This window comes from Paraburkholderia sp. CNPSo 3274 (assembly GCF_024206475.1).
Lineage (GTDB): Bacteria > Pseudomonadota > Gammaproteobacteria > Burkholderiales > Burkholderiaceae > Paraburkholderia.
In genome coordinates, this window is record NZ_JAMBPR010000047.1 from 30141 (window position 1) to 51277 (window position 21137).

General features: G+C 64.0%; 19 protein-coding genes. 11 read left to right on the plus strand and 8 right to left on the minus strand.

What is annotated here, in order from left to right; all coding sequences use genetic code 11:
• The first annotated feature begins 434 nt into the window (after window positions 1–434).
• The 7 genes from M3I54_RS28055 to M3I54_RS28085 all read left to right on the plus strand — a co-directional run bounded on the left by M3I54_RS28055 (window position 435) and on the right by M3I54_RS28085 (window position 7305).
• The gene (locus M3I54_RS28055; RefSeq protein WP_254341919.1) at window positions 435–1982 is read left to right on the plus strand and encodes an LVIVD repeat-containing protein; all 1548 of its coding nucleotides are present in this window, start codon (window positions 435–437) and stop codon (window positions 1980–1982) included.
• A gap of 77 nt (window positions 1983–2059) precedes the next feature.
• On the plus strand, window positions 2060–3427 hold the full coding sequence (locus tag M3I54_RS28060) for an FAD-binding oxidoreductase (protein WP_254341920.1): 1368 nt from the start codon (window positions 2060–2062) through the stop codon (window positions 3425–3427).
• Between the two features lie 96 nt (window positions 3428–3523).
• Window positions 3524–3826 (plus strand): hypothetical protein, encoded by a 303-nt coding sequence (locus M3I54_RS28065; RefSeq protein ID WP_254341921.1) that lies wholly within the window; start codon window positions 3524–3526, stop codon window positions 3824–3826.
• 101 nt (window positions 3827–3927) lie between these two features.
• Window positions 3928–4848, plus strand: a complete 921-nt coding sequence (locus M3I54_RS28070) for a branched-chain amino acid ABC transporter permease (protein WP_254341922.1) — start codon at window positions 3928–3930, stop codon at window positions 4846–4848.
• Between the two features lie 8 nt (window positions 4849–4856).
• Complete coding sequence (locus tag M3I54_RS28075) at window positions 4857–5831, plus strand: branched-chain amino acid ABC transporter permease (protein WP_254341923.1); 975 nt, start codon at window positions 4857–4859, stop codon at window positions 5829–5831.
• A complete protein-coding gene (locus tag M3I54_RS28080) occupies window positions 5828–6598 on the plus strand; it encodes an ABC transporter ATP-binding protein (protein ID WP_254341924.1) in 771 nt (256 codons plus the stop codon). The genes M3I54_RS28075 and M3I54_RS28080 overlap by 4 nt, the downstream gene beginning before the upstream one ends.
• Window positions 6595–7305: an ABC transporter ATP-binding protein gene (locus M3I54_RS28085; RefSeq protein WP_254341925.1), complete on the plus strand. Its 711-nt coding sequence runs from the start codon at window positions 6595–6597 to the stop codon at window positions 7303–7305. The genes M3I54_RS28080 and M3I54_RS28085 overlap by 4 nt, the downstream gene beginning before the upstream one ends.
• Window positions 7306–7525: 220 nt before the next feature.
• On the opposite strand, the gene M3I54_RS28090 is transcribed toward M3I54_RS28085, so the two are convergent.
• Window positions 7526–7690 (minus strand): hypothetical protein, encoded by a 165-nt coding sequence (locus M3I54_RS28090; protein ID WP_254341926.1) that lies wholly within the window; start codon window positions 7688–7690, stop codon window positions 7526–7528.
• Between the two features lie 327 nt (window positions 7691–8017).
• Between M3I54_RS28090 and M3I54_RS28095 the strand changes: the two genes are divergently transcribed.
• Window positions 8018–9463: an MFS transporter gene (locus M3I54_RS28095; protein WP_254341927.1), complete on the plus strand. Its 1446-nt coding sequence runs from the start codon at window positions 8018–8020 to the stop codon at window positions 9461–9463.
• Between the two features lie 69 nt (window positions 9464–9532).
• Here M3I54_RS28095 and M3I54_RS28100 read toward each other — a convergent pair whose 3' ends face one another.
• The 4 genes from M3I54_RS28100 to M3I54_RS28115 all read right to left on the minus strand — a co-directional run bounded on the left by M3I54_RS28100 (window position 9533) and on the right by M3I54_RS28115 (window position 13213).
• Window positions 9533–10438, minus strand: coding sequence for a LysR family transcriptional regulator (locus tag M3I54_RS28100; RefSeq protein WP_254341928.1), 906 nt, complete (start codon window positions 10436–10438; stop codon window positions 9533–9535).
• 194 nt (window positions 10439–10632) lie between these two features.
• The gene (locus M3I54_RS28105; RefSeq protein ID WP_254341929.1) at window positions 10633–11016 is read right to left on the minus strand and encodes a VOC family protein; all 384 of its coding nucleotides are present in this window, start codon (window positions 11014–11016) and stop codon (window positions 10633–10635) included.
• A 13-nt stretch (window positions 11017–11029) separates the two neighbouring features.
• Window positions 11030–12007, minus strand: coding sequence for a hydroxymethylglutaryl-CoA lyase (locus M3I54_RS28110; RefSeq protein ID WP_254341930.1), 978 nt, complete (start codon window positions 12005–12007; stop codon window positions 11030–11032).
• 15 nt (window positions 12008–12022) lie between these two features.
• Window positions 12023–13213 carry a CaiB/BaiF CoA-transferase family protein gene (locus M3I54_RS28115; RefSeq protein ID WP_254341931.1) on the minus strand — a complete coding sequence of 397 codons (1191 nt, stop codon included), beginning with the start codon at window positions 13211–13213 and terminating at the stop codon, window positions 12023–12025.
• 274 nt (window positions 13214–13487) lie between these two features.
• On the opposite strand from M3I54_RS28115, the gene M3I54_RS28120 reads away from it, so the two are divergent.
• Window positions 13488–14447, plus strand: coding sequence for a D-2-hydroxyacid dehydrogenase (locus M3I54_RS28120; RefSeq protein ID WP_254341932.1), 960 nt, complete (start codon window positions 13488–13490; stop codon window positions 14445–14447).
• A gap of 45 nt (window positions 14448–14492) precedes the next feature.
• On the opposite strand, the gene M3I54_RS28125 is transcribed toward M3I54_RS28120, so the two are convergent.
• The 3 genes from M3I54_RS28125 to M3I54_RS28135 all read right to left on the minus strand — a co-directional run bounded on the left by M3I54_RS28125 (window position 14493) and on the right by M3I54_RS28135 (window position 18009).
• A complete protein-coding gene (locus M3I54_RS28125) occupies window positions 14493–14741 on the minus strand; it encodes a hypothetical protein (protein ID WP_254341933.1) in 249 nt (82 codons plus the stop codon).
• A gap of 210 nt (window positions 14742–14951) precedes the next feature.
• Window positions 14952–16280 (minus strand): MFS transporter, encoded by a 1329-nt coding sequence (locus tag M3I54_RS28130; protein WP_254341934.1) that lies wholly within the window; start codon window positions 16278–16280, stop codon window positions 14952–14954.
• A 91-nt stretch (window positions 16281–16371) separates the two neighbouring features.
• Window positions 16372–18009: a gamma-glutamyltransferase family protein gene (locus M3I54_RS28135; protein WP_254341935.1), complete on the minus strand. Its 1638-nt coding sequence runs from the start codon at window positions 18007–18009 to the stop codon at window positions 16372–16374.
• Window positions 18010–18163: 154 nt separating this feature from the next.
• Between M3I54_RS28135 and M3I54_RS28140 the strand changes: the two genes are divergently transcribed.
• Both M3I54_RS28140 and M3I54_RS28145 read left to right on the plus strand, forming a co-directional pair.
• Window positions 18164–19027 (plus strand): LysR family transcriptional regulator, encoded by an 864-nt coding sequence (locus tag M3I54_RS28140; RefSeq protein WP_254341936.1) that lies wholly within the window; start codon window positions 18164–18166, stop codon window positions 19025–19027.
• 366 nt (window positions 19028–19393) lie between these two features.
• Window positions 19394–21010 carry a phospholipase D family protein gene (locus M3I54_RS28145; protein WP_375542219.1) on the plus strand — a complete coding sequence of 539 codons (1617 nt, stop codon included), beginning with the start codon at window positions 19394–19396 and terminating at the stop codon, window positions 21008–21010.
• Window positions 21011–21137 lie beyond the last annotated feature (127 nt).

The window sequence follows — 21137 nt, forward strand, 5'->3', positions numbered from 1 at the left end:
GGCATTCTCACGCGCCGGGTTCCGTCTGGCGCCCGCAAGACATGAAGGCAGGCGCGATCGTGTACCGCACCGCATACCGCCGTCACGCCGGAAAATGCAATCGATTGCATGCTATCCATCAGCGAAAATCGCGTCAAGCATTTGTTAGCCATGTGCATCGCGCGTACCATGGCCGCCCACCCGGCCAAGCCCGGGAAAACCCGAATCACAGGCTTGACGGATATAAATTCGGGGCACCCAACGCTCACTCGGATTGGGGAAACGCCAGTTTGGGGCGGTTCGTTCAGTCGAATTGAAGTTCATGAAACTATTTGACAGACGCAGTTTGAATATCGATAATGCAATCGATTGCAGAACCAAACACTTCCGTACTTTGATGCCCCGGCGCGTCGTGCATCGCGGAGATCGACAAGCTCTATGGAGGAGGCAGCAACATGTCTGAACCGGCTCATGTTCGAGGCACCAACGAACCGTCGCACGCGTCACTGTCCAGCTATGGCATTGACGCGGCGACCGGAGAATTCATTCACCCGCAAGCCGCTCCTTTCTATCCGCATGCACGCCCCGTCGCGGATAGCCTCGACTATCTCGAGAATCGCCAGTACTGCCGCAACATGACCGTCGAAGCCCATTGGCCCATCGTGGTCAGCCCGTCGGTCTGCTGGCAACAGATCATCGACTGGGCCGGCCGGCGCTATATGTACAACTACTTCAAGACTCGCCTGAACATCTATGACATCACCGACCCGCGTGAACTGAAGGTGCTGGTGGACAAGACGTTTTCCGGCGGCGAATCGTTCGGAGCGTCCACCATCGCGTTCAACGCGAAGCTCGGCAAGTGGATCATGCTGCAGTCGGTCGAGGTGCCGCGCGGGCTCGGCGCGATGGGCGACGGTGGCAAATATGCAGAACCGGAGCGCGTCGCCGGTCTGATGGCCAAGCCGATGTTTCGGGGTTTTCGCGTCTTCGAACTGACGAGCCCGACCGAGTGGCATCTGCTCGCGGAAGTCAGCACCGACGCGTTGCATCCGCACGGCCGCGTGCAGCAAGGCTCCGGCGCGCTGGATGTGCCGACTTATCACGGGGGCCGGTACGCGTTTATCGCCGCGGCGCCGGACAACACCTTCGTTAATCAGGAATACCCGAATTACGTCTATTCTCCGGCACAACTGATTTATGACCTGGAGGATCCGTGCAATCCGCGGCTCGTCTCCACGTGGTGGGTGCCGGGCCAGCGCCTCGGCGAGGATCGCGCCTACCGGGCCCTGCGCCAGTACGGCAACCAGACGTCGTGGCTCGGCGCACGCATGCCGATTGCCGTCAACCCGCCGCTCGAACAGGGTGGCCGCTATGGCTACACGGTCATGGGCGGCCTGGGCTTTCACGTCGTCGACCTTGCGGACCCCGCCAATCCGGTAACCGCAGGCAGCCTCGATCTGCCGTTGAACGTGGGCGGCGTGGAGGGAGACAACGTCGACGCTTCGCGCGCCCACGATCTGGGGATCGTGCTGGTCAACGGCTATCCGATGAATGAAGACGGGTACGAGCCGTACAAGGACATCTTCGTAATCGACGTCAAAGACCCGGCCCATCCAACCCTCGTCGGCGTGCTGCCGCGGCCCGTGCCACCCGCTGACGCGCCTTACACGGACTTCGTGCTACGCCGCGGCAAGTTCGGCCCCAAGCGTCCCGGCTATTACTTTCAGCCCGGAGCCGCCCACTCGGGCATCGCCATTTACCCATTCATGAACGCCGGCATTCAGGTGTTCGATATTCGCGATCCGTCGCACGCCACCATCGCCGCGTACTTCGTGCCGCGCATGACGGGAGATTTTGCCAATACCCACTCATACGCCACGCCGATGGAAAACGTGTTCATCGAATGGGACCGCAAGCTCATCTGGGCCTTCGGCAACACGGGCATTTATCTGCTCACCACGCCGGCGCTGGGTGAACCGCATTTTGGAGCACCGCGAAACTAAACGCCGTACCGCAGATGTCTGGCACGACCCCCAATTTCTGAATTGCGTCCACGCACGCATCGCATCGAGGGATAAAAATGAACAGCAGTGTTGTTAAGGCAATCGAACAGATCACCCACCGCCCGCTGCATCTGGCAGGCAGCCAGGCGTTTCGCGAGGCAACGCGCCTGTACGGCTTTTCCGCGGCGCCCGCACACCCGGTGCCGCTTGGCGTGATCCGCTGTGAAAACACCCGGGACGTCGTGGCTGCCATCAAGGCGTCGCGCTCGGTTGGCGTGCCGTTGTCGGTGCGTGGCGGTGGCCACAATGCCTTCGGCTTCGCGTTGTGTCAGGACGGTATCGTGCTCGACATGCGCCAGATGCAGGAGGTGCAGGTCGACCCGGCGCGTCAAGTGACGCGCTGCGGCCCGGGCACGACCTGGGGTGTCTACGATGCGGCTACCCAGTTGCATGGCCTGGCAAGCCCCGGAGGCGTCGTCTCTTCAACCGGCGTGGCCGGCCTCACGCTGGGCGGCGGCATTGGCGCGCTGCGCGGCCTGTTCGGCCTGGCTTGCGACAATCTGCGTTCCGCCGAGGTGGTGCTGGCCGACGGCAGCGTCGTCACAGCGGACTCGACCCGCGAGCCGGATCTGTTCTGGGCGCTGCATGGCGGGGCGAGCAATTTCGGCATCGTCACATCGTTCGAATTCAACGTCCATCCGGTTGGCACCAAGACCGTTACCGGGCCTATCTACTTCGCGTTCGACGAGGCCGTGCGGGTGCTGGCCAATTTCCGCCGCATTGCTCCGGAGCTGCCCGACGCCTGCGCCATCGAGTTCAATTTCGGCCGCAACAAGGAAGGCCGCACGCAACTGGGCATCATGGTGCGCTTCATGGGCGACATGGCGGCCGCGGAACCAACGCTCAAGCAGATTCGCGCCTGTGGTCACCCGATTGCCGACATGGCGGTCGAACTACCCTACTGCCAGGCGCAGCGCCTGTTGGACCCGAAGGCGCCCTGGGACGATCGTCACTACTGGAAGACCCAGACGCTCAACGGCATGCACGACGAAGTCGTGGAGGCCGTGGTCCACTTCGTTGAAACCAGCCCCTCGCCGCTGAGCAAGATCGTGATCGAACGGCTGGCCGGCCAGATTAGCCGCATCGACGCGGACAGCGCGGCCATCAATTTCCGTCATGCCCCCTATAACGCGATGATCGTGGGGGAATGGAAGGATATCGCCGACGACGAGGTCAACCACGATTGGGTCAAACGCTTCGCAGCGGCACTGGCGCCATTCAACGCTGGCGGCGCCTATACCAACTACATGGCGTCCGACACCACCAACGCCGACATTCGCGCGGCGTTCGGCGAAAAGAAATATCAGCGGCTGCAGCGCATCAAGGCGACCTACGATCCGGAGAACTACTTCGATCGTAACCAGAACATCAAGCCCGCACGGTAATGCCGGAGGCCGGCGGCCCTGTCCCGCCGGCGCTGCCACCTTCAGGAAGGATTTCTTGATGCGAACGCCAGCTGTGGACCGAGGATCAACCTGCCGATGCCCGACTGTAGCAAGCGTCCCGACGATTGCCACGATACGGCCATTCTCAACCAGCTCGATGGCTTCAGCCTGCGTCCCATGCTGAGCTTGCCATTTGACGGCGCAATCGACCCGGCCAGTGTCACGTCGGCAACGCTGTACTTTGCGGCACTGACATCGGGTGGCGAACTTGCCGATGCACCGCCAATCGGCATCGATCAGGTCGTTTGGTCGCCCAACGCGCACACGCTGTCCGTACGCCCCGCGTCCACGCTCGACGCCTATGCCGGCGTCGCAGGCTTACTGACTCTTGCGCCATGAACAACCATGAACAATCGCGACAAGCACCGCTATTGCGTCCCGCTGGTCCTGCAAACGACGACGCGACTCACCCTTAACCCACTATCTTGCCTGGGGGCAGCATGACACCTGCACTCTTCATCATGCAGTGCCTGAACGGACTGCAACTGGGCGTGCTGTTGTTCCTGATGGCGGCCGGCCTCACGCTCGTGTTCGGCATCATGAACTTCGTGAACCTCGCGCACGGCTCGCTTTACATGATGGGCGCCTTTATCGCGGCTTCGATCTATAACCACACCGGGTCGTTCGCGCTCGCCGCCGTGCTGATCGTCCCGGCGATGCTGCTGCTCGGACTGATCGTCGAGTTCGTCGCGCTGCGCAGGCTCTATGAGCGCGATCATCTCGACCAGGTGCTCGCCACCTTTGGGTTGATCCTGTTCTTCAACGAACTGGCCCGCATGATCTGGGGCGCCTCGCCCTATTACATGGACGTGCCGCAGTGGCTTTCGGGCACCGTCGACCTGTTCGGCATCCGGTATCCGGCCTACCGCTTCGCCATTGTCGTGGTTGGCCTCGCCGTCGCCGGCGGGTGCTATCTGCTGATTCACAAGACGCGCTTTGGCATGCTGATCCGCGCGGGCTCCACGCACCGTGCGACGGTCGGTGCGCTCGGCGTGAACATCACGCTGCTGAATTCGCTGCTGTTCGGGCTCGGCGCGCTCCTCGCAGGCGTCGCCGGACTCATGGCCGGACCGCTCCTTTCGATACAGCCGGGCATGGGTGAGCCGATCCTGATCCTGACGATGGTCGTGATCGTCATCGGCGGCATTGGCTCGGTGCGCGGCGCATTTCTTGCCGCACTGATCGTCGGCGTGGCCGATACCATCGGCCGCACCTTGCTGCCCGCGCTGCTGCGCGGCATGCTCAATCGGAGCACGGCGGACACGGCCGGCCCGGCGCTCGCGTCGATGTCGATCTATCTGCTCATGGCGGCCGTGCTGGCCATTCGCCCGCAAGGCCTGTTTCCTGTCAAACACGGGTAATGATGCACATGAAGATATCCCTGCGTACCCTCGTGCCTGTCCTGCTGCTCACGGTACTGGCACTCGTCCCGGTCTACGCCCATCTGGCGCAGCAACCGTTCTATCTCGCCCTGTTCGGCCGCATTGTCATCGTCGCCATCGCGGCCGTCTCTCTCGATCTGCTGATCGGCTACGGCGGCATGGTGAGCTTTGGCCATGCCCTGTTCTTTGGCCTTGGCGCGTATGTCGTCGGCATCCTCGGCTATTACGGCGTCGACAATGGCTTCGTGCATCTGGCCGTAACTTTGGTGCTATGCGCGGTGGCGGGCGCCATCACCGGCCTGATTTCACTGCGCACGTCGGGCATCGCCTTCATCATGATCACCCTCGCCTTTGCGCAGATGTTCTACTTCCTCGCCGTGGGCCTGAAGCAATACGGAGGCGATGACGGCCTGTCGATCGGCTCGGGGAGCCATTTTGGCAGCCTCACGCTCGACGACCCGAACGTGCTGTACTACGTCGCCTTCGCGGTGCTGTGCGCGTGCCTGTGGGCGGGCAGCAGGATCGTGAACGCACGCTTCGGCATGGTCCTGCGCGGTAGCCGCCAGAACGACAGACGCATGCGGGCGCTGGGCTTCGCGACACTGCAGTACAAGCTTCTTGCGTATGTCATCAGCGCGATGGCGTGCGGGGTGAGCGGCATGTTGAACGCCAACCTGACGCACTTCGTCTCGCCGGCCTATATGACGTGGACAACATCGGGCGACCTGATCGCCATGGTCGTGCTGGGCGGCCTGGGCTCGCTCATCGGCCCGGTGATCGGCAGCGCCGCGATGCTGACGGTCGAGGAGTTGCTCAAGGGCTACACGGACCACTGGATGATCATCTTTGGACCACTAATCGTGGTCGCCGTGCTGCTCTCACGCCGTGGACTCTATGGACTGCTGACAGACCTGGAAGTCCGGATCGCGCGCCATGCGCGTGCAGTGGAGAGCAAGGTATGAGCCTGTTGCGTGTGGACCGCCTGGTCAAACGATACGGTGGCCTGACCGCCACGGATCACTTCTGCCTCGAGGTGGCGCCCGGTGAACTGCATGCCATCATCGGCCCGAACGGCGCTGGCAAGAGCACCCTGATCGGCTTGCTCGCCGGCGAGTCGAAGGCCGACGAAGGCACGATCCATTTCGGCGGCCGAGACATTACCTCGATGTCGATCGAACAGCGCGCTCACGCGGGTCTGGCGCGCTCTTACCAGATCACGTCCGTGTTCCCCGAATTCACGGCGCTCGAGAACGTCGCTCTCGCGTTCCAGGCGTTGCAGGGCCACAGTTTTCGCTTCTGGCGCGCGGCGGCCAACGACACCGCGCTGATCGAACCGGCCAGAGCCGTGCTCGCGCGCGTGGGCCTCGCCGGCCGCATGCAGGTTCCGGCGGCCGCGCTCGCACACGGCGAACACCGGCAACTGGAGCTTGCGATGGCGCTCGCCGGCGAGCCGCAGCTACTGCTGCTCGACGAGCCCATGGCGGGCATGAGCCAGGCCGAGTCGGAGCAGATGACCGAACTGCTCGCCGACTTGAAAGGCGGGCACGCGATCGTGCTCGTCGAACACGACATGGACGCCGTGTTCGCGCTGGCGGACCGCATCACCGTGCTCGTCTACGGCCGCGCGATCGCGTGCGGGACGGCCGCGGCGATCCGCTGCAACGCCGAAGTGCGCGATGCCTATCTCGGCGACGAGACTCGCAATGAAATGACCGGAGCCACCAAATGAATTCCCTGTTGTCCGTGTGCGGCGTGGACGCATTTTACGGCGCAAGCCAGGCGCTGTTCGGCATGACGCTCGACATCGAGCGCGGTGCATTCGTTACCCTGCTCGGGCGCAACGGCATGGGCAAGTCCACCACGGTCAAATCGATCACGGGGCTGATGCGCGCGGCCAGGGGAGAGATCGTGTTCGACGGCAAAGCGGTGCACACGCTGCCATCGCATCGCATTGCCAGGGCGGGACTCGGTCTCGTGCCCGAGGGCCGCCAGGTGTTCCCCCGCTTGTCGGTGCGCGAAAATCTGCTTGCCACGGCCGCTCGCGGCCATGGCAAGCAGGAGCCGTGGACGCTGCAGCGCGTCTACGCACTGTTTCCCCGCTTGCAGGAGCGCGAGAAGCACCTCGCGTGCAACCTGTCGGGCGGCGAGCAGCAAATGGTCGCGATCGGCCGCGCCTTGATGACCAATCCGCAATTGCTGATCCTCGACGAGGCGACAGAAGGCCTGGCGCCGATGATTCGCGGCGAAATCTGGAGTTGCCTGAAGCAGCTCAAGGCGAGCGGCTTGTCGATCCTGTGCATCGACAAAAACCTCGCAGCCATGCTGGCGCTCGGCGACCGTCACTATGTCGTCGATAAAGGGCGTGTCGCCTGGAAGGGCGATTCGCAGGCGCTGCGCCGCGAGATGATCCAACTGCAGGACTATCTGGGCGTTTAGGCCGAAGCGGCGAATCGACGGTCGGAATCCAGATCGTGGAAGTCGCTTCGTGGAATTACTCCGGTCCGCCCTTCGGCGGCCAGATGCCGTCGGCAAACGATTTGGCGCGAATCGCGATACGCTCATCGAGGCTGTTCCAAGGCCAGATGTGCGTGAGCGCGGAGCGCCATCGAGCGCATACATATTGAGTGTCAGCGGCGACCGCCCTGTTGAATCGAAGTCACCGACCTTCCCTTTGATCGTAGGTATTCCGAGCGTGCTCAATCTCGTCCAGATGCCTGATCGACCAGGCATATACGGCGCCAATCGGCACTTGCAGCGTGCGCCCCAATTCGATAATCGAATATACGACCGCCACCGGTGAAGCATTGATCACTTCGCGCATTCGCTTTAGCCGATCGCCATTTGCCTCCGCCAGGGGCGCCCTGTGATGGCATGACGGACCGCAGCCGCGATGAGGTCATCGTCAACTGCGGCGCCTGTCCGGGGCTCGCAAACGCAAAGTTGGGTGCAGTTCGGGCGCAAAGGCGCGCCTCGAACGCGCCGCCCGCGCCCCCAGCCTTTCCCCGCGGGAAAGCACGCTTCACCCTTCCTCAATTTTCGCGCTCGCGAAAATCTCCCACACTTGCCATCACGCCTGTTCCGTACCGTTCGTACGGAGTTGCGCCCCGACCGCGGCTCATGGCGCGGCATCGAAAATACTGGAGACAGCATGAACAGCCATCCCCTGGACCTCGGCGGCAGCGCGCCAGGCGAAGCGCCACGCCGCCCGCTCACCGCGCAAGCCCCGTTTCAAAGCGCCCAAGGCGTCACGCTCGGCAGCTTCATGGACGACATGCCCGTGGGCGCGCTGCACCGCTTCGTGGTGTGGGTGATCGGCATTGGCCTCTTCTTCGACATGTACGAGATCTTCCTCGTCAGTTCGATCGGCTCCGCGCTGCAGAACGAATACGGACTCGATGCGCACAGTCTCGCCTTCAAACTCCTCCTCGCCTCGGCCTTCGTCGGCATGTTCTTCGGCTCGCTGTTCCTCGGCAGTCTCGCCGACCGCATCGGCCGGCGGCGCGCCTTCCTGTTCACGCTCGTGTGGTACAGCGCTTTCTCGCTGCTCGCCGCGTTCTCCGTGAACGCCACCATGCTGGTGGTCTGCCGCTTTCTGACCGGTGTGGGCGTCGGCGCGATCTATCCGGTGGCCGATAGTTTCCTTTCGGAAATCCTGCCGAAGGAAAAACGCGGCAGGATGGCCGCGTGGGCCTATACCACCTCGTATGTCGCGGTGCCGCTGGTCGGCTTCCTCGCGGTGTGGCTCAACCCACTGCATCTCGGCGGTATCGTGGGATGGCGCATCATTCTCGCCATCGGCAGCCTTGGCGCCCTGTTCGTGCTGGCCGTGCAGCATCGCCTGCCGGAAAGCCCGCGCTGGCTGCTGGCGCAAGGCCGCGCCGACGAAGCCTATGCGATGCTGGGCCGCTTCGCGCAAAGCGCCGGCGCGCAGATGCCACAGCGCTTTGGCGAGCCGCAAACGCGCCAGCATCCGATGCGCCTCTCCGAGCGCATTGCCGTGCTGCGGCGCGCACCCTATGACAAGCGCTATATCATGCTCGTCGTGTTTCACCTGTTCCAGGCCTTCGGCTACTACGGCTTCGGCACGCTTGCGGGCGTCGTCGTGAAGAGCCGCGGCATCGACGTAACGGGCAGCACGCTGTTCGTCGCGCTCTCGTTTCTCGGCTACCCGATCGGCTCGCTGCTCTCCGTGCCGCTGCTGAACTGGATCGAGCGCCGCACGCTCGTGATCGCCTCGCTCATCTCCATTGCGATTTTTGGCCTTGGCTTCGCGTATTCGGGGCAGGCTGCGCTGATCGTTTGCTTCGGCGTGCTGACGACCTGTGCGTCGAATGTGTTCAGCAACGCTTACCACGTGTACCAAGCCGAGATTTTCCCCGCCAGTGTGCGCTCGACCGCGATTGGCAGCACCTATTCGCTCTCGCGCATCATGAGCAGCGCCCTGCCCTTCATCCTGTTGCCGGTGCTCACGCAGCACGGTCCAATCGCGATGTTTGGCGTGATCTCCGCCGCGCTGGCCATCGTCGCCGTGACCCTGCGTGTTCTCGGGCCCCTCACCACGCGGCGCAGCCAGGACGAGATCAATCCGGTCTGACCGCCCGATTCCTCGAGCGTCCCTGGATCATCGGGGCGGCTGCCGCGTCATGCGGGGCCGCCCCGGTTTTCATTGCGCCGCGCGCGCCGACATGTAATCGAACAGGCTCACGATGTCCGAGCTTGGCGCGCTGTCTGCCTTCATCCCGACCCAAAGCGTGCGCGTAGCCCACGTGTCCGCCAGTTTCACCTTGACGACGCCGGCCTTGCCGCGCTCGTCGCTAACCGCGTCGCGCGGCAGCACGCCGATACCCAGCCCCGCTTCGATCATGCGAAACACGCCGTCGAAGTTCGAGGCCTGGATGCGCAGCTTCAGCGATCGCTCGATGGCGAACGCCGCGTCCGTCATCCGCGCGAGCAGCGAGCTGGCATCGCTCAAGCCCACGTAGTCTTCATCGAGCGTATCCGCGAAGCGGATCACGTCGAGTTGCGCAAACCGGTGACTACGCGGCACGAGCAGCACGAGTTCGTCGCGGCGATAGAGCCGCCGCTCGATGCCGGGCGCGGGCACGTTGTCGGCGAACACGCCGAGGTCGGCCTTGCCAGCGCCGAGCGCCTCGACGATTTCATGGCTCAGCCGCTCTTCGAGACTGACCTTGATGCCCGGATGCTCGTTCAGGAAGCAAGCGAGATCGACGGGCAGAAACTGCACGATCGCCGACGTATTCGCCCACATGCGCACGTGCCCGCGCACACCGGCGGCGTAGTCGCTCATTTCGGTGGCCATGCGGTTCACCTGATCAACCACGCGCGTGGCGTGCGCTAGCAGCGCATGCCCCGCGGGCGTGAGATCCACGCCGCGCGCGCGACGGATGAACAAGGCGCAGTCGGCCACGCTTTCGAGTTCGGCAATGCGCTTGCTGACGGCCGAAAGCGTGAGCTGCCCGTGCTCGGCGGCCTTGGTGAGGCTGCCATGTTCCGCGACGAGCAGAAAGACCCGCAGCGACTGCAGATCGAAGTGAAGTGGATTGACCATGATGGATGGGGTAAAGCCGGCGCGAGAGACGATTGTCCTGCATCGCGGGCCTGGAAGGAAGTGCAGATCAGGGGATGAAGAGGCGGACGTGCTGCGATGCGCGTCCGCGTGCCGGCCATGCGGGCCGGCGCGCTCGCCGCCTAACCGGCGCCCCCCGGCTCAACGGCGAAAACTGGCGAGAGGGATGACCCGGCCTAGATCAGCTCGGAAATTTCGATGAGATTCAGATCCGGGTCGCGCACATAAACGGAGCGAATCTTCTGCGTCGCGCCCGTGCGCTCGACCGGACCTTCGACGATCGCCCAGTTCTTCTCCGCGAGATGCGCGATCACCGCGTCGAGCGGCACCGCGGCGATGAAGCACAGATCGAGCGCGCCCGGCACCGGCACATGTGCCTTGGGCTCGAATTCCGCGCCACGCACATGCAGATTGATCTTCTGATTACCGAAGCGAAACGCGAGCCGCCCCGCGCCGAAGGTCTCCAGCTGCATCTGCAGCACTTCTGTATAGAAGTGCTTCGTGGCCTCAGGGTCCACGCAGGTCAGCACCAGATGGTCGAGGTGGTCGATCAACGCCATGCTTCGCTCCTTGTCATGAGAACGCCCGCTGTACGGGCATGCCTTGCGGCTGCTCCGGAACCGGATGCAGGTCGAGGCGCCGGCCGGCCTTGAGAATCTGGCTGGGCACGTCGTGGCCGATCAGGCCGGGCAACAGCGCGGCGGCGTCGAGCACGGCGGCGAGATTGACGCCGGCGTCGTAGCCGTCGAGTTCGAGCATGTGCACGAGTTCTTCGGTGCACACGTTGCCGCTCGCGCCCGGCGCGTACGGACAGCCGCCAAGACCGCCCAGCGAGGCGTCGAAGCGCACGATGCCCGCATCGAGCGCAGCAAGCGTGTTGGCAAGCGCCATGCCGCGCGTATTGTGGAAGTGCAGCGTGAGTTCGAGCGCGCCGAACGCCTGCGAAGCGCTTTCGCACAACGCGTGCACCTGCGCGGGATGCGCCATGCCGGTCGTATCGCACAGCGTGACGCCCTGCACGCCCAGTTCGGCGAAACGCTGCATCCAGCCGAGCACGTCCGTCACGGGCACGTCGCCTTCCATCGGGCAGCCCATTGCTGTGGAGAGCGAAACATTGATCGCCACGCCCGTGCCGCGCACCGCGTCGATCACGTCGCGCAACTGCGCGAACGACTGCTCGCGCGTCATGCGCAGGTTGGTGCGGTTGTGGGTCTCGCTCACCGACATCACGAGGTTCACTTCATTCACGTTGCAGGACAGCGCGCGCTCCGCGCCGCGCACGTTCGGCACGAGCACCGTATAGACGACGCCCGGCACGCGCTTGATGCCATGCATCACCGCCTCGGCGTCGCGCAGTGCGGGAATCGCCTTGGGCGACGTGAACGAGGTCACTTCGATCTTCGCGTAGCCGCATGCGCTCAGGCGGTCGATCAGCGCGATCTTGTCGTCGGTGTCGATGAAGGCGGCTTCGTTCTGAAAGCCGTCGCGCGTCGCGACTTCGTTGAGATACAGCACCTTGCCCTTAAAGTTCTCTTTATTTCCGATCGTCATCTTGCCGCTCTCCGTTCAGATCACGCCACGCGCGCGCCATGCTTCGCGCGTTGCGGCGTCCACACCTATCGATTCCAGCACCGTGTCGGTATGCTCGCCGAGCTTCGGCGCGCTACGCTCGATCGTGCCGGGCGTCCCGCACAGCTTGGGCACCACGCCTGGCACCTGTACCGCTGTGCCGTCGGGCAAGGTGTCGTCCACGATCATCTCGCGGGCGTGGTAATGCGGATCGGCGGCGATGTCCGCGACATCGTAAATGCGGCCCGCAGGAATGCGCGCTTCGTTGAGTGCAGCGAGCACCTGGTCGAGCGTATGTCGCGCGGTCCATTCGCCGATGGCGGCGTCGATGCGCTCGACTTGCGCGACGCGTCCGTCGTTCTGCGCGAGCGCGGGGTCGCTGCCCAGGTCCGGGTGGCCAATCAGCTCCATCAGGCGGCGATAGATGCTGTCACCGTTGCCTGCGATCAGCGCGTACTTGCCGTCGCTGCAGCGGTAGGCGTTGCTCGGCGCGATGCCGGGCAGGCTACTGCCCGCCGGCTCGCGCACGGCGCCGAACACCGAATACTCGGGCAGCAGGCTTTCCATCATGTTGAAGACCGACTCGTAGAGCGCGACGTCCACGACCTGGCCCTTGCCGCCCTGCTGCTCGCGGTGCCGCAGCGCGAGCAAGATGCCGATCACGCCGTGCAGCGCGGAGAGCGAATCGCCGATCGAGATGCCCACGCGCACCGGCGTGCGGTCCGGCTCGCCGCTCAGGTGACGCAGGCCGCCCATCGCTTCCGCGACCACGCCGAAACCGGGCCGGTCGCGATACGGGCCAGTCTGCCCGTAGCCCGAGACGCGCAACATGATGAGGCCGGGATTGATCGCGCTGAGTTCGTCCCAGCCGAGGCCCCAGCCTTCGAGCGTGCCGGGGCGGAAATTCTCGATCAGCACGTCGGTTTCCGATACGAGCCGGCGAATCACGTCCTGCCCTTCGGGCGTGCGCAGATCGAGCGTGACGGATTCCTTGTTGCGCGACTGGGCGGCCCACCAGACCGACGTGCCGTCGTGCAGCAGGCGCCACTTGCGCAACGGATCGCCCACGCCGGGCGGTTCCACCTTGATGACGCCCGCGCCGAATTCGGCGAGCATGCGGCCAGCAAACGGACCCGCGATGAGCTGTCCGAGCTCCAGAACGCGGATTCCTTCGAGTGGTCGTGGCATGGCTGTGTCTCCTCACTGTCTGCGCCTGACTATGGGAGACATCATGAACCTGACCGCACCCTTTGATAATCGATGCTTGCTCAATCTGACTTGAGCAAATGGAAAGGCTGCGCGAACGCCTCTCGCGCTCGCGACTTTCGCGTCGTTTCATCTCGTGCGCGGCGTTGCTGCGAATTTCCTCATCGGAAAGTCAGTTGGCGGATCGAGCAAGCCAACCCGGCACACAGTGCGCGACAATAGATGTACTGCCCCTCTTTCGCTCAGGCCAGACACCATGCACGTCGTTTTTCTCGATCGCGCGACGCTCGCGCCCCAGACGCGGCTTCGTCCGCTGCCTTTCGACCACACACTGGAAATCTTCGAGCGCACCGCGCCCGAGGAGGTCGCCGCGCGCATTGGCAACGCCGATATCGTCATCACGAACAAGGCGCGCATCACCGACGAAGCACTGGCTGGCGCGCCCCGTCTTCGCATGGTCGCTGTCGCCGCTACGGGTACGGACAACGTGGATCTGCACGCCTGCGCAACGCGCGGCATCGTCGTGAGCAACGTGCGCGACTACGCCGGCAATAGCGTGCCGGAGCATACGTTCGCATTGATATTCGCGCTGCGCCGTAGCCTGGCCGCGTATCGCGACGCCGTGCGCGCAGGCCGCTGGCTCGAATCGGGACAGTTCTGCTTCTTTGATTTTCCGATCCGCAATCTCGCGGGTTCGACGCTCGGCGTCATCGGGGACGGCGCACTCGGACAAGCCGTCGCGCAAATGGGACGCGCGCTAGGCCTGCGCGTGCTGTTCGCCGCGCGCAAAACGCGCAACGACGCGCAAGCGGGCTACGTGCCGCTCGAAACGCTGCTCGAAGAAAGCGACATCATCACGCTGCACTGTCCGCTCACCGCGGAAACGCGGGATCTGATCGACGCCACGGCGTTTGCGCGCATGAAGCGGCGGCCCTTGCTGATCAACACGGCGCGCGGGGGACTCGTGAACGAAGCGGCGTTGGTGGATGCACTGCAAACCGGCGCGATTTCAGGCGCGGGCTTCGATGTCGTGACGCAGGAACCGTTGCCTGCCGATCACCCGTTTCAGGCCATCGTCTCGCATCCGGCATTCATCCTCACACCCCACGTTGCGTGGGCGAGCGATGAAGCCATGCAGGCGCTTGCGGATCAACTCGTCGAAAACATTGCGGCGTTTTGCGAAGGCAAGCCGCGGAATCTAGTCAGCTCGCGTTGAGCGCGAGGCGCGGCAACCGCATCGGGGTTGCCAGCGCCTGAATCATCAGGCCATTTCCGGCTGCTTGGCTTGCCACCATTCGTCGACGGCCTGCTTCGCCGTTTGCTCGACCACGCTGAGCGCCATCAGCACATCGATCTTCAGCTTGGGAATGGCAAGCTCCACGCTGGGCAACTTCGCCGTTTCCACTTGTGCGTCAACACCTTCCAAAACCGCGCGGCACAGCCATTGCGTGTCCGTCGCGTCTGCTTTCGCATCGACAGTGACTCGAAAGCCACGATATTCGACTGCCATATACTCTCCCGAAACCTGACAAAACGTAATGCTCGCCCCGCCGGACGGCGGTGAGGGGGCGACTATATCACCACTTCCGTGACGCTTCAGCGAGGTCCGCACGAAGTCACGAAGAAGTCGTGAAAAGACACCGCGCCCGCATTCACGCCCTGTTTTAAAGGGCGATTCTGCGGGCGCAACAACAATCGGGTCAGTTCGGACTTCAGACTTTCAACTCGCGAGCGTGGTCCGCATCGAAGCTTGCCGCATCGTCCGCCAGCCGACGATCGCGAGCGAAACACCCGAGATCACGGCGGCGAGCGAGACGTAATACGCGGGCGCGAGCGTATCGCCCGTTACGTGAATCAGCACTTCGGCAATCGTCGGCGCAAAGCCGCCAAAGAGCGTCACGCCAAGGCTATACGCGATGGAAAGCCCCGCCGAGCGCACGCGCACGGGAAAGATCTCCGACATCAACGCTGGCATCGGGCCCGAATAGGCCGCCTTGAAGATGCCCGCCGCGCCCTGGAGCACGAGCAGCCAGCCTAGCGTGGGGTGACGCTGCAACAGCGCGAACATGGGATACGTGAGCGCCGCAAGCAGAATCGACGTGGTCAGCATGATGCGGATGCGCCCGATGCGGTCCGAAAGCGCGCCCATCACCGGCGAAAGCGCAAACTGCAGGCCGCCATTGAGCACGACCACGCCGAACGAGGTTGCTGCCGCCATGTGGAGTTGTTTCACCGCGTACATCGGCATATAGAGCTGGAGGATATACACGCCGACGGTGGACTGCGCAACGATACCCACCGCGAGCAGCAGGCTTACCCATTGCCGGCCGAGTCCCGGCTCATTCGTTGCGCGCGCATCTTGTTCGCTGTGCGCTTGCTGGTTCGCGACGAATTCGGGCGTCTCATCCAGATGCGAGCGGATGTACCAGCCCACGGGCCCGAGCACGAGCCCGAAGAAGAACGGCGCGCGCCAGCCCCACGCCTGCAGTTGCTCGAGCGGCAGCCACCACGCGAGCACGCCGCCGAACGACGCCGCGAGAATCGCAGCCGCGCCCTGGCTCGCGAACTGCCAGCTCGCGTAGTAGCCGCGCTTCGCGGGGCTGTGCTCTACCATGAACGCCGTCGCACTGCCAAATTCGCCGCCCACCGCAAAGCCCTGCACGAGGCGCGCGAGCAGGATCAGGAGCGGCGCGGCGATGCCGATCGACGCATACGGCGGCATGACCGCCATGGCGAGCGTGCCCGCCATCATGAGCGCAATAGCCAGCGTGAGGGCGTCCTTGCGCCCCTTGCGGTCGCCGTAGGTACCCAGCACGATCGCGCCGAGCGGACGCATGAGAAAAGAGAGGCCGAAGGTGCCGACCGCGAGCAGTGTGGAGAGCCATTCATCGTGCACGGGAAAGAACTGCTTCGCGATGATGGGCGCGAAGTAGCCGTACACGAGAAAGTCGAACCACTCCAGCGCATTGCCGATCGACGAGGAGAACACGATGCGGCGCACCATGCCGCGGCTGAGCGGCGCTCCCGAAGCCGATGAACCGGTCTCCATGTCAGTCTCCTCCATTTTTATTTGGTCTACTCATTGTTCGCCGTGAACCGCGAGCGAGGCATTCCCGCTCGCGGCAAACGCTGCTCGCCGCCTAGAATCCCGCCGCGAGCCCGTCGCGGCGCGTGTCGCTCGCGGCCACATAACCGCGCTCGGGATCGTTGCGATCGAGCTTCCAGATGAACTGGCCCGAGCCGAAGTCCATGTACGGATCGTCGATGCCCTTGATCTCGTGCCCGAGCCCTTGCAGCGCGCGGGCCGTCTGCGGGTTGAAGGTCGATTCGATATCGAGCGTGAAGTCGCGGTTGACCTTCCAGCGCGGCGCATCGCACGCGGCCTGCGGCTGCTGGCCGTAGTCGAGCATGCGCACGACCGACTGCAAATGCCCTTGCGGCTGCATATCGCCGCCCATCACGCCGAAGCTCATCACCGCTTCCTGGCGGCCGTCCACCTGCTGCGTGAGGAACGCCGGAATGATGGTGTGGAACGGGCGCTTGCCGCCTTCCACGACGTTCGGCGAAACCGGGTCCATCGAAAAGCCGCAGCCGCGGTTCTGCAGCGCGATCCCCGTGCCCGGCACGACCACGCCCGAACCGAAGCCCATGTAGTTCGACTGGATGAAGCTCACCATCATGCCGCGCTCATCCACGGCCGAGAGATAGATCGTGCCGCCCGAGCGCGGCATGCCGAAGTCGAACTGCGTTGCGCGCTTCGGGTCGATCAGCTTCGCGCGCTCTTTCAGGTAGGCGTCGTCGAGCATCTGCTCGGGCGTGACTTCCATCGAACGCGGATCGGCAACGTAGCGATAGACGTCGGCGAACGCGAGCTTCATGGCCTCGATTTGCAGATGCTGCGATTCGAGACTGTCGAGCGCGAGCGAGCCCATGTCGAACTGTTCGAGAATGCCGAGCGCGATCAACGCGGCAATGCCCTGCCCGTTCGGCGGAATCTCGTGGACCGTGTAGCCGCGATAGTTCTTGCCGATCGGCTCGACCCATTCCGGGCGATAGTTGCGCAGGTCGTCCAGCGTGAGCGCGGCGCCGCCTTCGCGTGCAAACGCGCCGATGCGCTCGGCGAGTTCGCCTTCGTAGTAGTCGCGCGGGCCGCGTTCCGCGAGGCGCCGCAGCGTGGCGGCATGGCCGGGGAAGCACACGCGCTCGCTCACTTCAGGCGCACGGCCGCGCGGCATGAAGGTCTCGGCAAAGCCAGGCTGATTGTGCAATTCGGGAATCGCCGCCTGCCACTTGCGCGCGACGATGGTGGCCACCGCATGGCCGCGCTCCGCGATCTCGATGGCCGGCTCCATCAGGTCCCCGAACGGCAGCTTGCCGAACTTCGCATGCAGCGCTTCCCAGCCCGCGATCGCGCCCGGCACGGTCACCGTGTCCCAGCCGCGCTTGGGCTGCTTCGCGAGACCGTTTTCCTCGCCGTATTTGCTGCGGAAATAATCGACGCTCCACGCCGCCGGCGCATTGCCCGACGCGTTCAGGCCGTGCAGCTTCGCGCCATCCCACACGAGCGCGAAGCAGTCGCTGCCCAGACCGTTCGAGACCGGCTCGACCACGGTGATGGCGGCTGCGGCGGCGATTGCGGCGTCGATGGCATTCCCGCCTTTCCATAGCATGCGCAGCCCGGCCTGCGCGGCAAGCGGATGCGACGTCGAAACGATATTGCGGGCGAACACCGGCAGGCGCGGCGTCGGATAGGGGTTTTGCCAGTTGAAGCGCGTCATGGAAGTTCGAATTCCGGTAATGAACGAAAGCAGCGGCGCGCGCACCGCCGCACTCAGTTGCGGCGCGCACGGCTCATGCCGATTTATCGATTATCTTGAAGGATTGGGCAAAAAAATATTAATATTTTATTCTCGACACTTAAGTTTTATTTACATGCTCACCCTACGCATGCTCCGCACCTTGCAGGCCGTCGCGCGCAGCGGGTCGTTCGCCACTGCGGCGGAGAAGACGGCGCTCACACAGGCGGCCGTGAGCCTGCAGATGCGCGGGCTCGAAGAGGCGCTCGGCCGGCAGATCTTCGACCGCCGCGCGCGCCAGGTCGCGCTCACGCGCGAAGGCCGCGAGATCTGCGCGAAGGTCGAGCACATTCTCGCGCTGATCGACGAGCTGCCCGCCAGTGCGGGTGACACGATGCGCGGCTCGATCATCATCGGCGCGGTGGTGTCGGTGATCGGCGCGCTTTCGCTTGCGGTCGCGCACCTGAAAACCGGCCACCCGGAACTCGAAGTGCGCCTCACCTCGGCGCGCTCGACCGAGCTGGCGCGCATGGTGGAAGACGGCGACGTGGACCTCGCCGTCGTGGTTGGCAGTGCAGATGGTTCGCTTCACGAGTCACTCGCGTGGACGCCGCTCTACGAAGAGCCCCTCATGCTCGTGACGAGCCGCGCGACGCCCGGCGACGATGCGCGCCGCATCCTGCGCGAGCGAGGCTTTCTGCGCTTCGACCGGCGCGTGCCGACGGGCGTCGTGATCGACCACGCACTGGGCGAGCTAGGCATCGAACCGCTCGAATATCTGGAGCTGAACTCGATCGAAACGATCGTCTCGCTGGTGCGCAACGACGTGGGCGTGAGTGTGTTGCCCGTTCTGCAAGGCGGCAAATGGCAGAGCGATCCGAATTTGCGGCTCGTGTCACTTCCCGGGCGGCCATTCATCCGCACGGTGGGGATGATTCACCGGAAGGCGCACAAGCAGACGCTGCTCACACAGACGATTGCAGACATGCTGCGTCGATGACAGAAGGCGTGAGGGCGACCCTCCCTTGAGTTTGCCCGCCTCGCCGCGAAAGTAAAATGAAAGCTCTGAAAACAACAGCCGCCGAGACTAGCCGCTTCTCATTGCTCGACAGGTCCCGTTCTCGCTCTTGCCGAAGCACGAGAATTAGTTGGCAATGCAAAGTGATTTCCCGGAGAAAAACGCGTGAAAATCAGAACTCGCAAGCCGCGCTCGACGCGCACCAACCCCCGCCTTCGCCCCCAAGCCTGTACGCCTGGCGTGGTGCCTGCCACGCCAATCGCGTAAGCTAACGTCGTTGCACGCTCACCCGCGAAGCCCCGCGCTTCGCGCCTCGAAGCGGGATCGACAAGGAAAAGCGAACGCTCCATGCAAAGATCGCTCATCGCGCTGGCCGCAGACGGGTCGCGAAAACTGTGCGCCATGGCGTTGCCGCTGTGCGCGATCGCACTTGCCACAGGTCTTGCCGCGTGTCAGCAGTTACCCCCGCTCGGCGAGCGCACGCAAACCACGGCGCTTTCGTCAGCCGAAGCGCGATCGACTCAACTCGGCACCGCCGTAGCGGCCGAACTCGCCACCCATCCCGACTTCACCGGCATCGACCCGCTTGCGGACCCGCTCGACGCCTTCGCCTCGCGCGTGGCGCTCGTGCGCAACGCCCAGCGTACGCTGGATGTCCAGTACTACATCTGGCGCAACGATCTCACGGGCACGTTGTTGCTCGAAGAACTGCGCGAGGCCGCCGACCGCGGCGTGCGCGTGCGCCTGCTGCTCGACGACAACGGCATTCCGTCCTCACTGGATCCCACGCTCGCGGCACTCAATGGGCATCCCAACATCGAGGTTCGGCTCTTCAATCCGTTCGTCACGCGCAAGCCCAAAGCCATCGGCTTTCTCACTGACTTCTCGCGGCTGAACCGGCGCATGCACAACAAGTCGCTCACGGCTGACGGCGTAGCGACCATTCTTGGCGGCCGCAACATCGGCGACGAATATTTCGGCGCGACCGACGGCGTTGTGTTCGCCGACCTCGACGTGCTCGCGATCGGCCCCGCCGCCACCGATGTCGCCAACGACTTCGACCGCTATTGGGCCAGCGCTTCGTCATTCCCCGCGTCGCAAATCCTGCCGTACGTGGCGCCCGATGCACTCGCCACGCTCGATCGCGCAGCGCTTGCCGCGCGCACCGATCCGGCCGCGGCGGAATACATCGAATCGCTGCGCAAGACCACCGACGTCCGCCGCCTGCTGGACGGCACGCTGCCGCTCGAATGGGCCAGGACACAACTGGTCAGCGACGACCCGGCGAAAGCGCTGGGCAAGGCGCCCAAGGACACACTCATCCTCAGTCAGCTCCACGAGATAGTCGGCGATCCGCACCGTGAACTCGATCTGGTTTCGCCGTACTTCGTGCCGGGCGAGGTGGGCACGCAATACTTCACCCAGCTCGCCGCCCAGGGCGTGACCGTGCGCGTGCTGACGAACTCGCTCGAAGCCACCGATGTTTCCGCCGTCCATTCCGGCTACGCGCGGCGCCGCGTGGCGCTGCTCAAAGGCGGTGTGGAGCTGTTCGAGCTGCGGAGCGCGGCGGGCACCAGCAAGGGTACGTACAAAGCCGCGGGAAAAGGCGCAGGCAGTGGCCCGTTCGGCAGTTCGGGGTCGAGCCTGCACGCCAAAACCTTCGCCGTGGATGCGGAGCGCGTATTCGTCGGCTCAGTGAATTTCGACCCGCGCTCGGCCAACCTCAACACCGAACTCGGGCTCGTGATCGACAGCCCCGTGCTCGCCAGACAGATCGAAAAAGCGTTCTGGACGCGCGTACCGCAGCTCGCATATCAGGCGCACCTCGACGAGAACGGCAAACTCTACTGGACGCGCCTCTCCGACGATACGGTCATTCGCTACGACACTGAGCCGAACACCAAATGGAACCAGCGCCTGAGTGTCTGGTTCTTCTCCATCCTGCCTATCGAGTGGCTGCTGTAAGCCACGCATCGGCATCGCACGACGTCGCCCCCACCGCTTGCGCCGACAGGGTTATCCCCTATTTCACCCATGTTGTCTATACAACATCATGCGGACATTCCCGTCGTCCGCGATCCGCGGGCGCCAT

Bases quoted from the DNA above. Each gene is read 5' to 3' on its own strand.
- M3I54_RS28065 (WP_254341921.1), top strand. From the start codon at position 3,524: ATGCCCGACTGTAGCAAGCGTCCCGACGATTGCCACGATACGGCCATT.
- M3I54_RS28090 (WP_254341926.1), bottom strand. From the start codon at position 7,690: ATGCGCGAAGTGATCAATGCTTCACCGGTGGCGGTCGTATATTCGATT.
- M3I54_RS28085 (WP_254341925.1), top strand. From the start codon at position 6,595: ATGAATTCCCTGTTGTCCGTGTGCGGCGTGGACGCATTTTACGGCGCA.
- M3I54_RS28125 (WP_254341933.1), bottom strand. From the start codon at position 14,741: ATGGCAGTCGAATATCGTGGCTTTCGAGTCACTGTCGATGCGAAAGCA.
- M3I54_RS28140 (WP_254341936.1), top strand. From the start codon at position 18,164: ATGCTCACCCTACGCATGCTCCGCACCTTGCAGGCCGTCGCGCGCAGC.
- M3I54_RS28055 (WP_254341919.1), top strand. From the start codon at position 435: ATGTCTGAACCGGCTCATGTTCGAGGCACCAACGAACCGTCGCACGCG.
- M3I54_RS28095 (WP_254341927.1), top strand. From the start codon at position 8,018: ATGAACAGCCATCCCCTGGACCTCGGCGGCAGCGCGCCAGGCGAAGCG.
- M3I54_RS28130 (WP_254341934.1), bottom strand. From the start codon at position 16,280: ATGGAGACCGGTTCATCGGCTTCGGGAGCGCCGCTCAGCCGCGGCATG.
- M3I54_RS28110 (WP_254341930.1), bottom strand. From the start codon at position 12,007: ATGACGATCGGAAATAAAGAGAACTTTAAGGGCAAGGTGCTGTATCTC.
- M3I54_RS28115 (WP_254341931.1), bottom strand. From the start codon at position 13,213: ATGCCACGACCACTCGAAGGAATCCGCGTTCTGGAGCTCGGACAGCTC.
- M3I54_RS28075 (WP_254341923.1), top strand. From the start codon at position 4,857: ATGAAGATATCCCTGCGTACCCTCGTGCCTGTCCTGCTGCTCACGGTA.
- M3I54_RS28135 (WP_254341935.1), bottom strand. From the start codon at position 18,009: ATGACGCGCTTCAACTGGCAAAACCCCTATCCGACGCCGCGCCTGCCG.
- M3I54_RS28060 (WP_254341920.1), top strand. From the start codon at position 2,060: ATGAACAGCAGTGTTGTTAAGGCAATCGAACAGATCACCCACCGCCCG.
- M3I54_RS28070 (WP_254341922.1), top strand. From the start codon at position 3,928: ATGACACCTGCACTCTTCATCATGCAGTGCCTGAACGGACTGCAACTG.
- M3I54_RS28120 (WP_254341932.1), top strand. From the start codon at position 13,488: ATGCACGTCGTTTTTCTCGATCGCGCGACGCTCGCGCCCCAGACGCGG.
- M3I54_RS28080 (WP_254341924.1), top strand. From the start codon at position 5,828: ATGAGCCTGTTGCGTGTGGACCGCCTGGTCAAACGATACGGTGGCCTG.
- M3I54_RS28105 (WP_254341929.1), bottom strand. From the start codon at position 11,016: ATGGCGTTGATCGACCACCTCGACCATCTGGTGCTGACCTGCGTGGAC.
- M3I54_RS28100 (WP_254341928.1), bottom strand. From the start codon at position 10,438: ATGGTCAATCCACTTCACTTCGATCTGCAGTCGCTGCGGGTCTTTCTG.
- M3I54_RS28145 (WP_375542219.1), top strand. From the start codon at position 19,394: ATGCAAAGATCGCTCATCGCGCTGGCCGCAGACGGGTCGCGAAAACTG.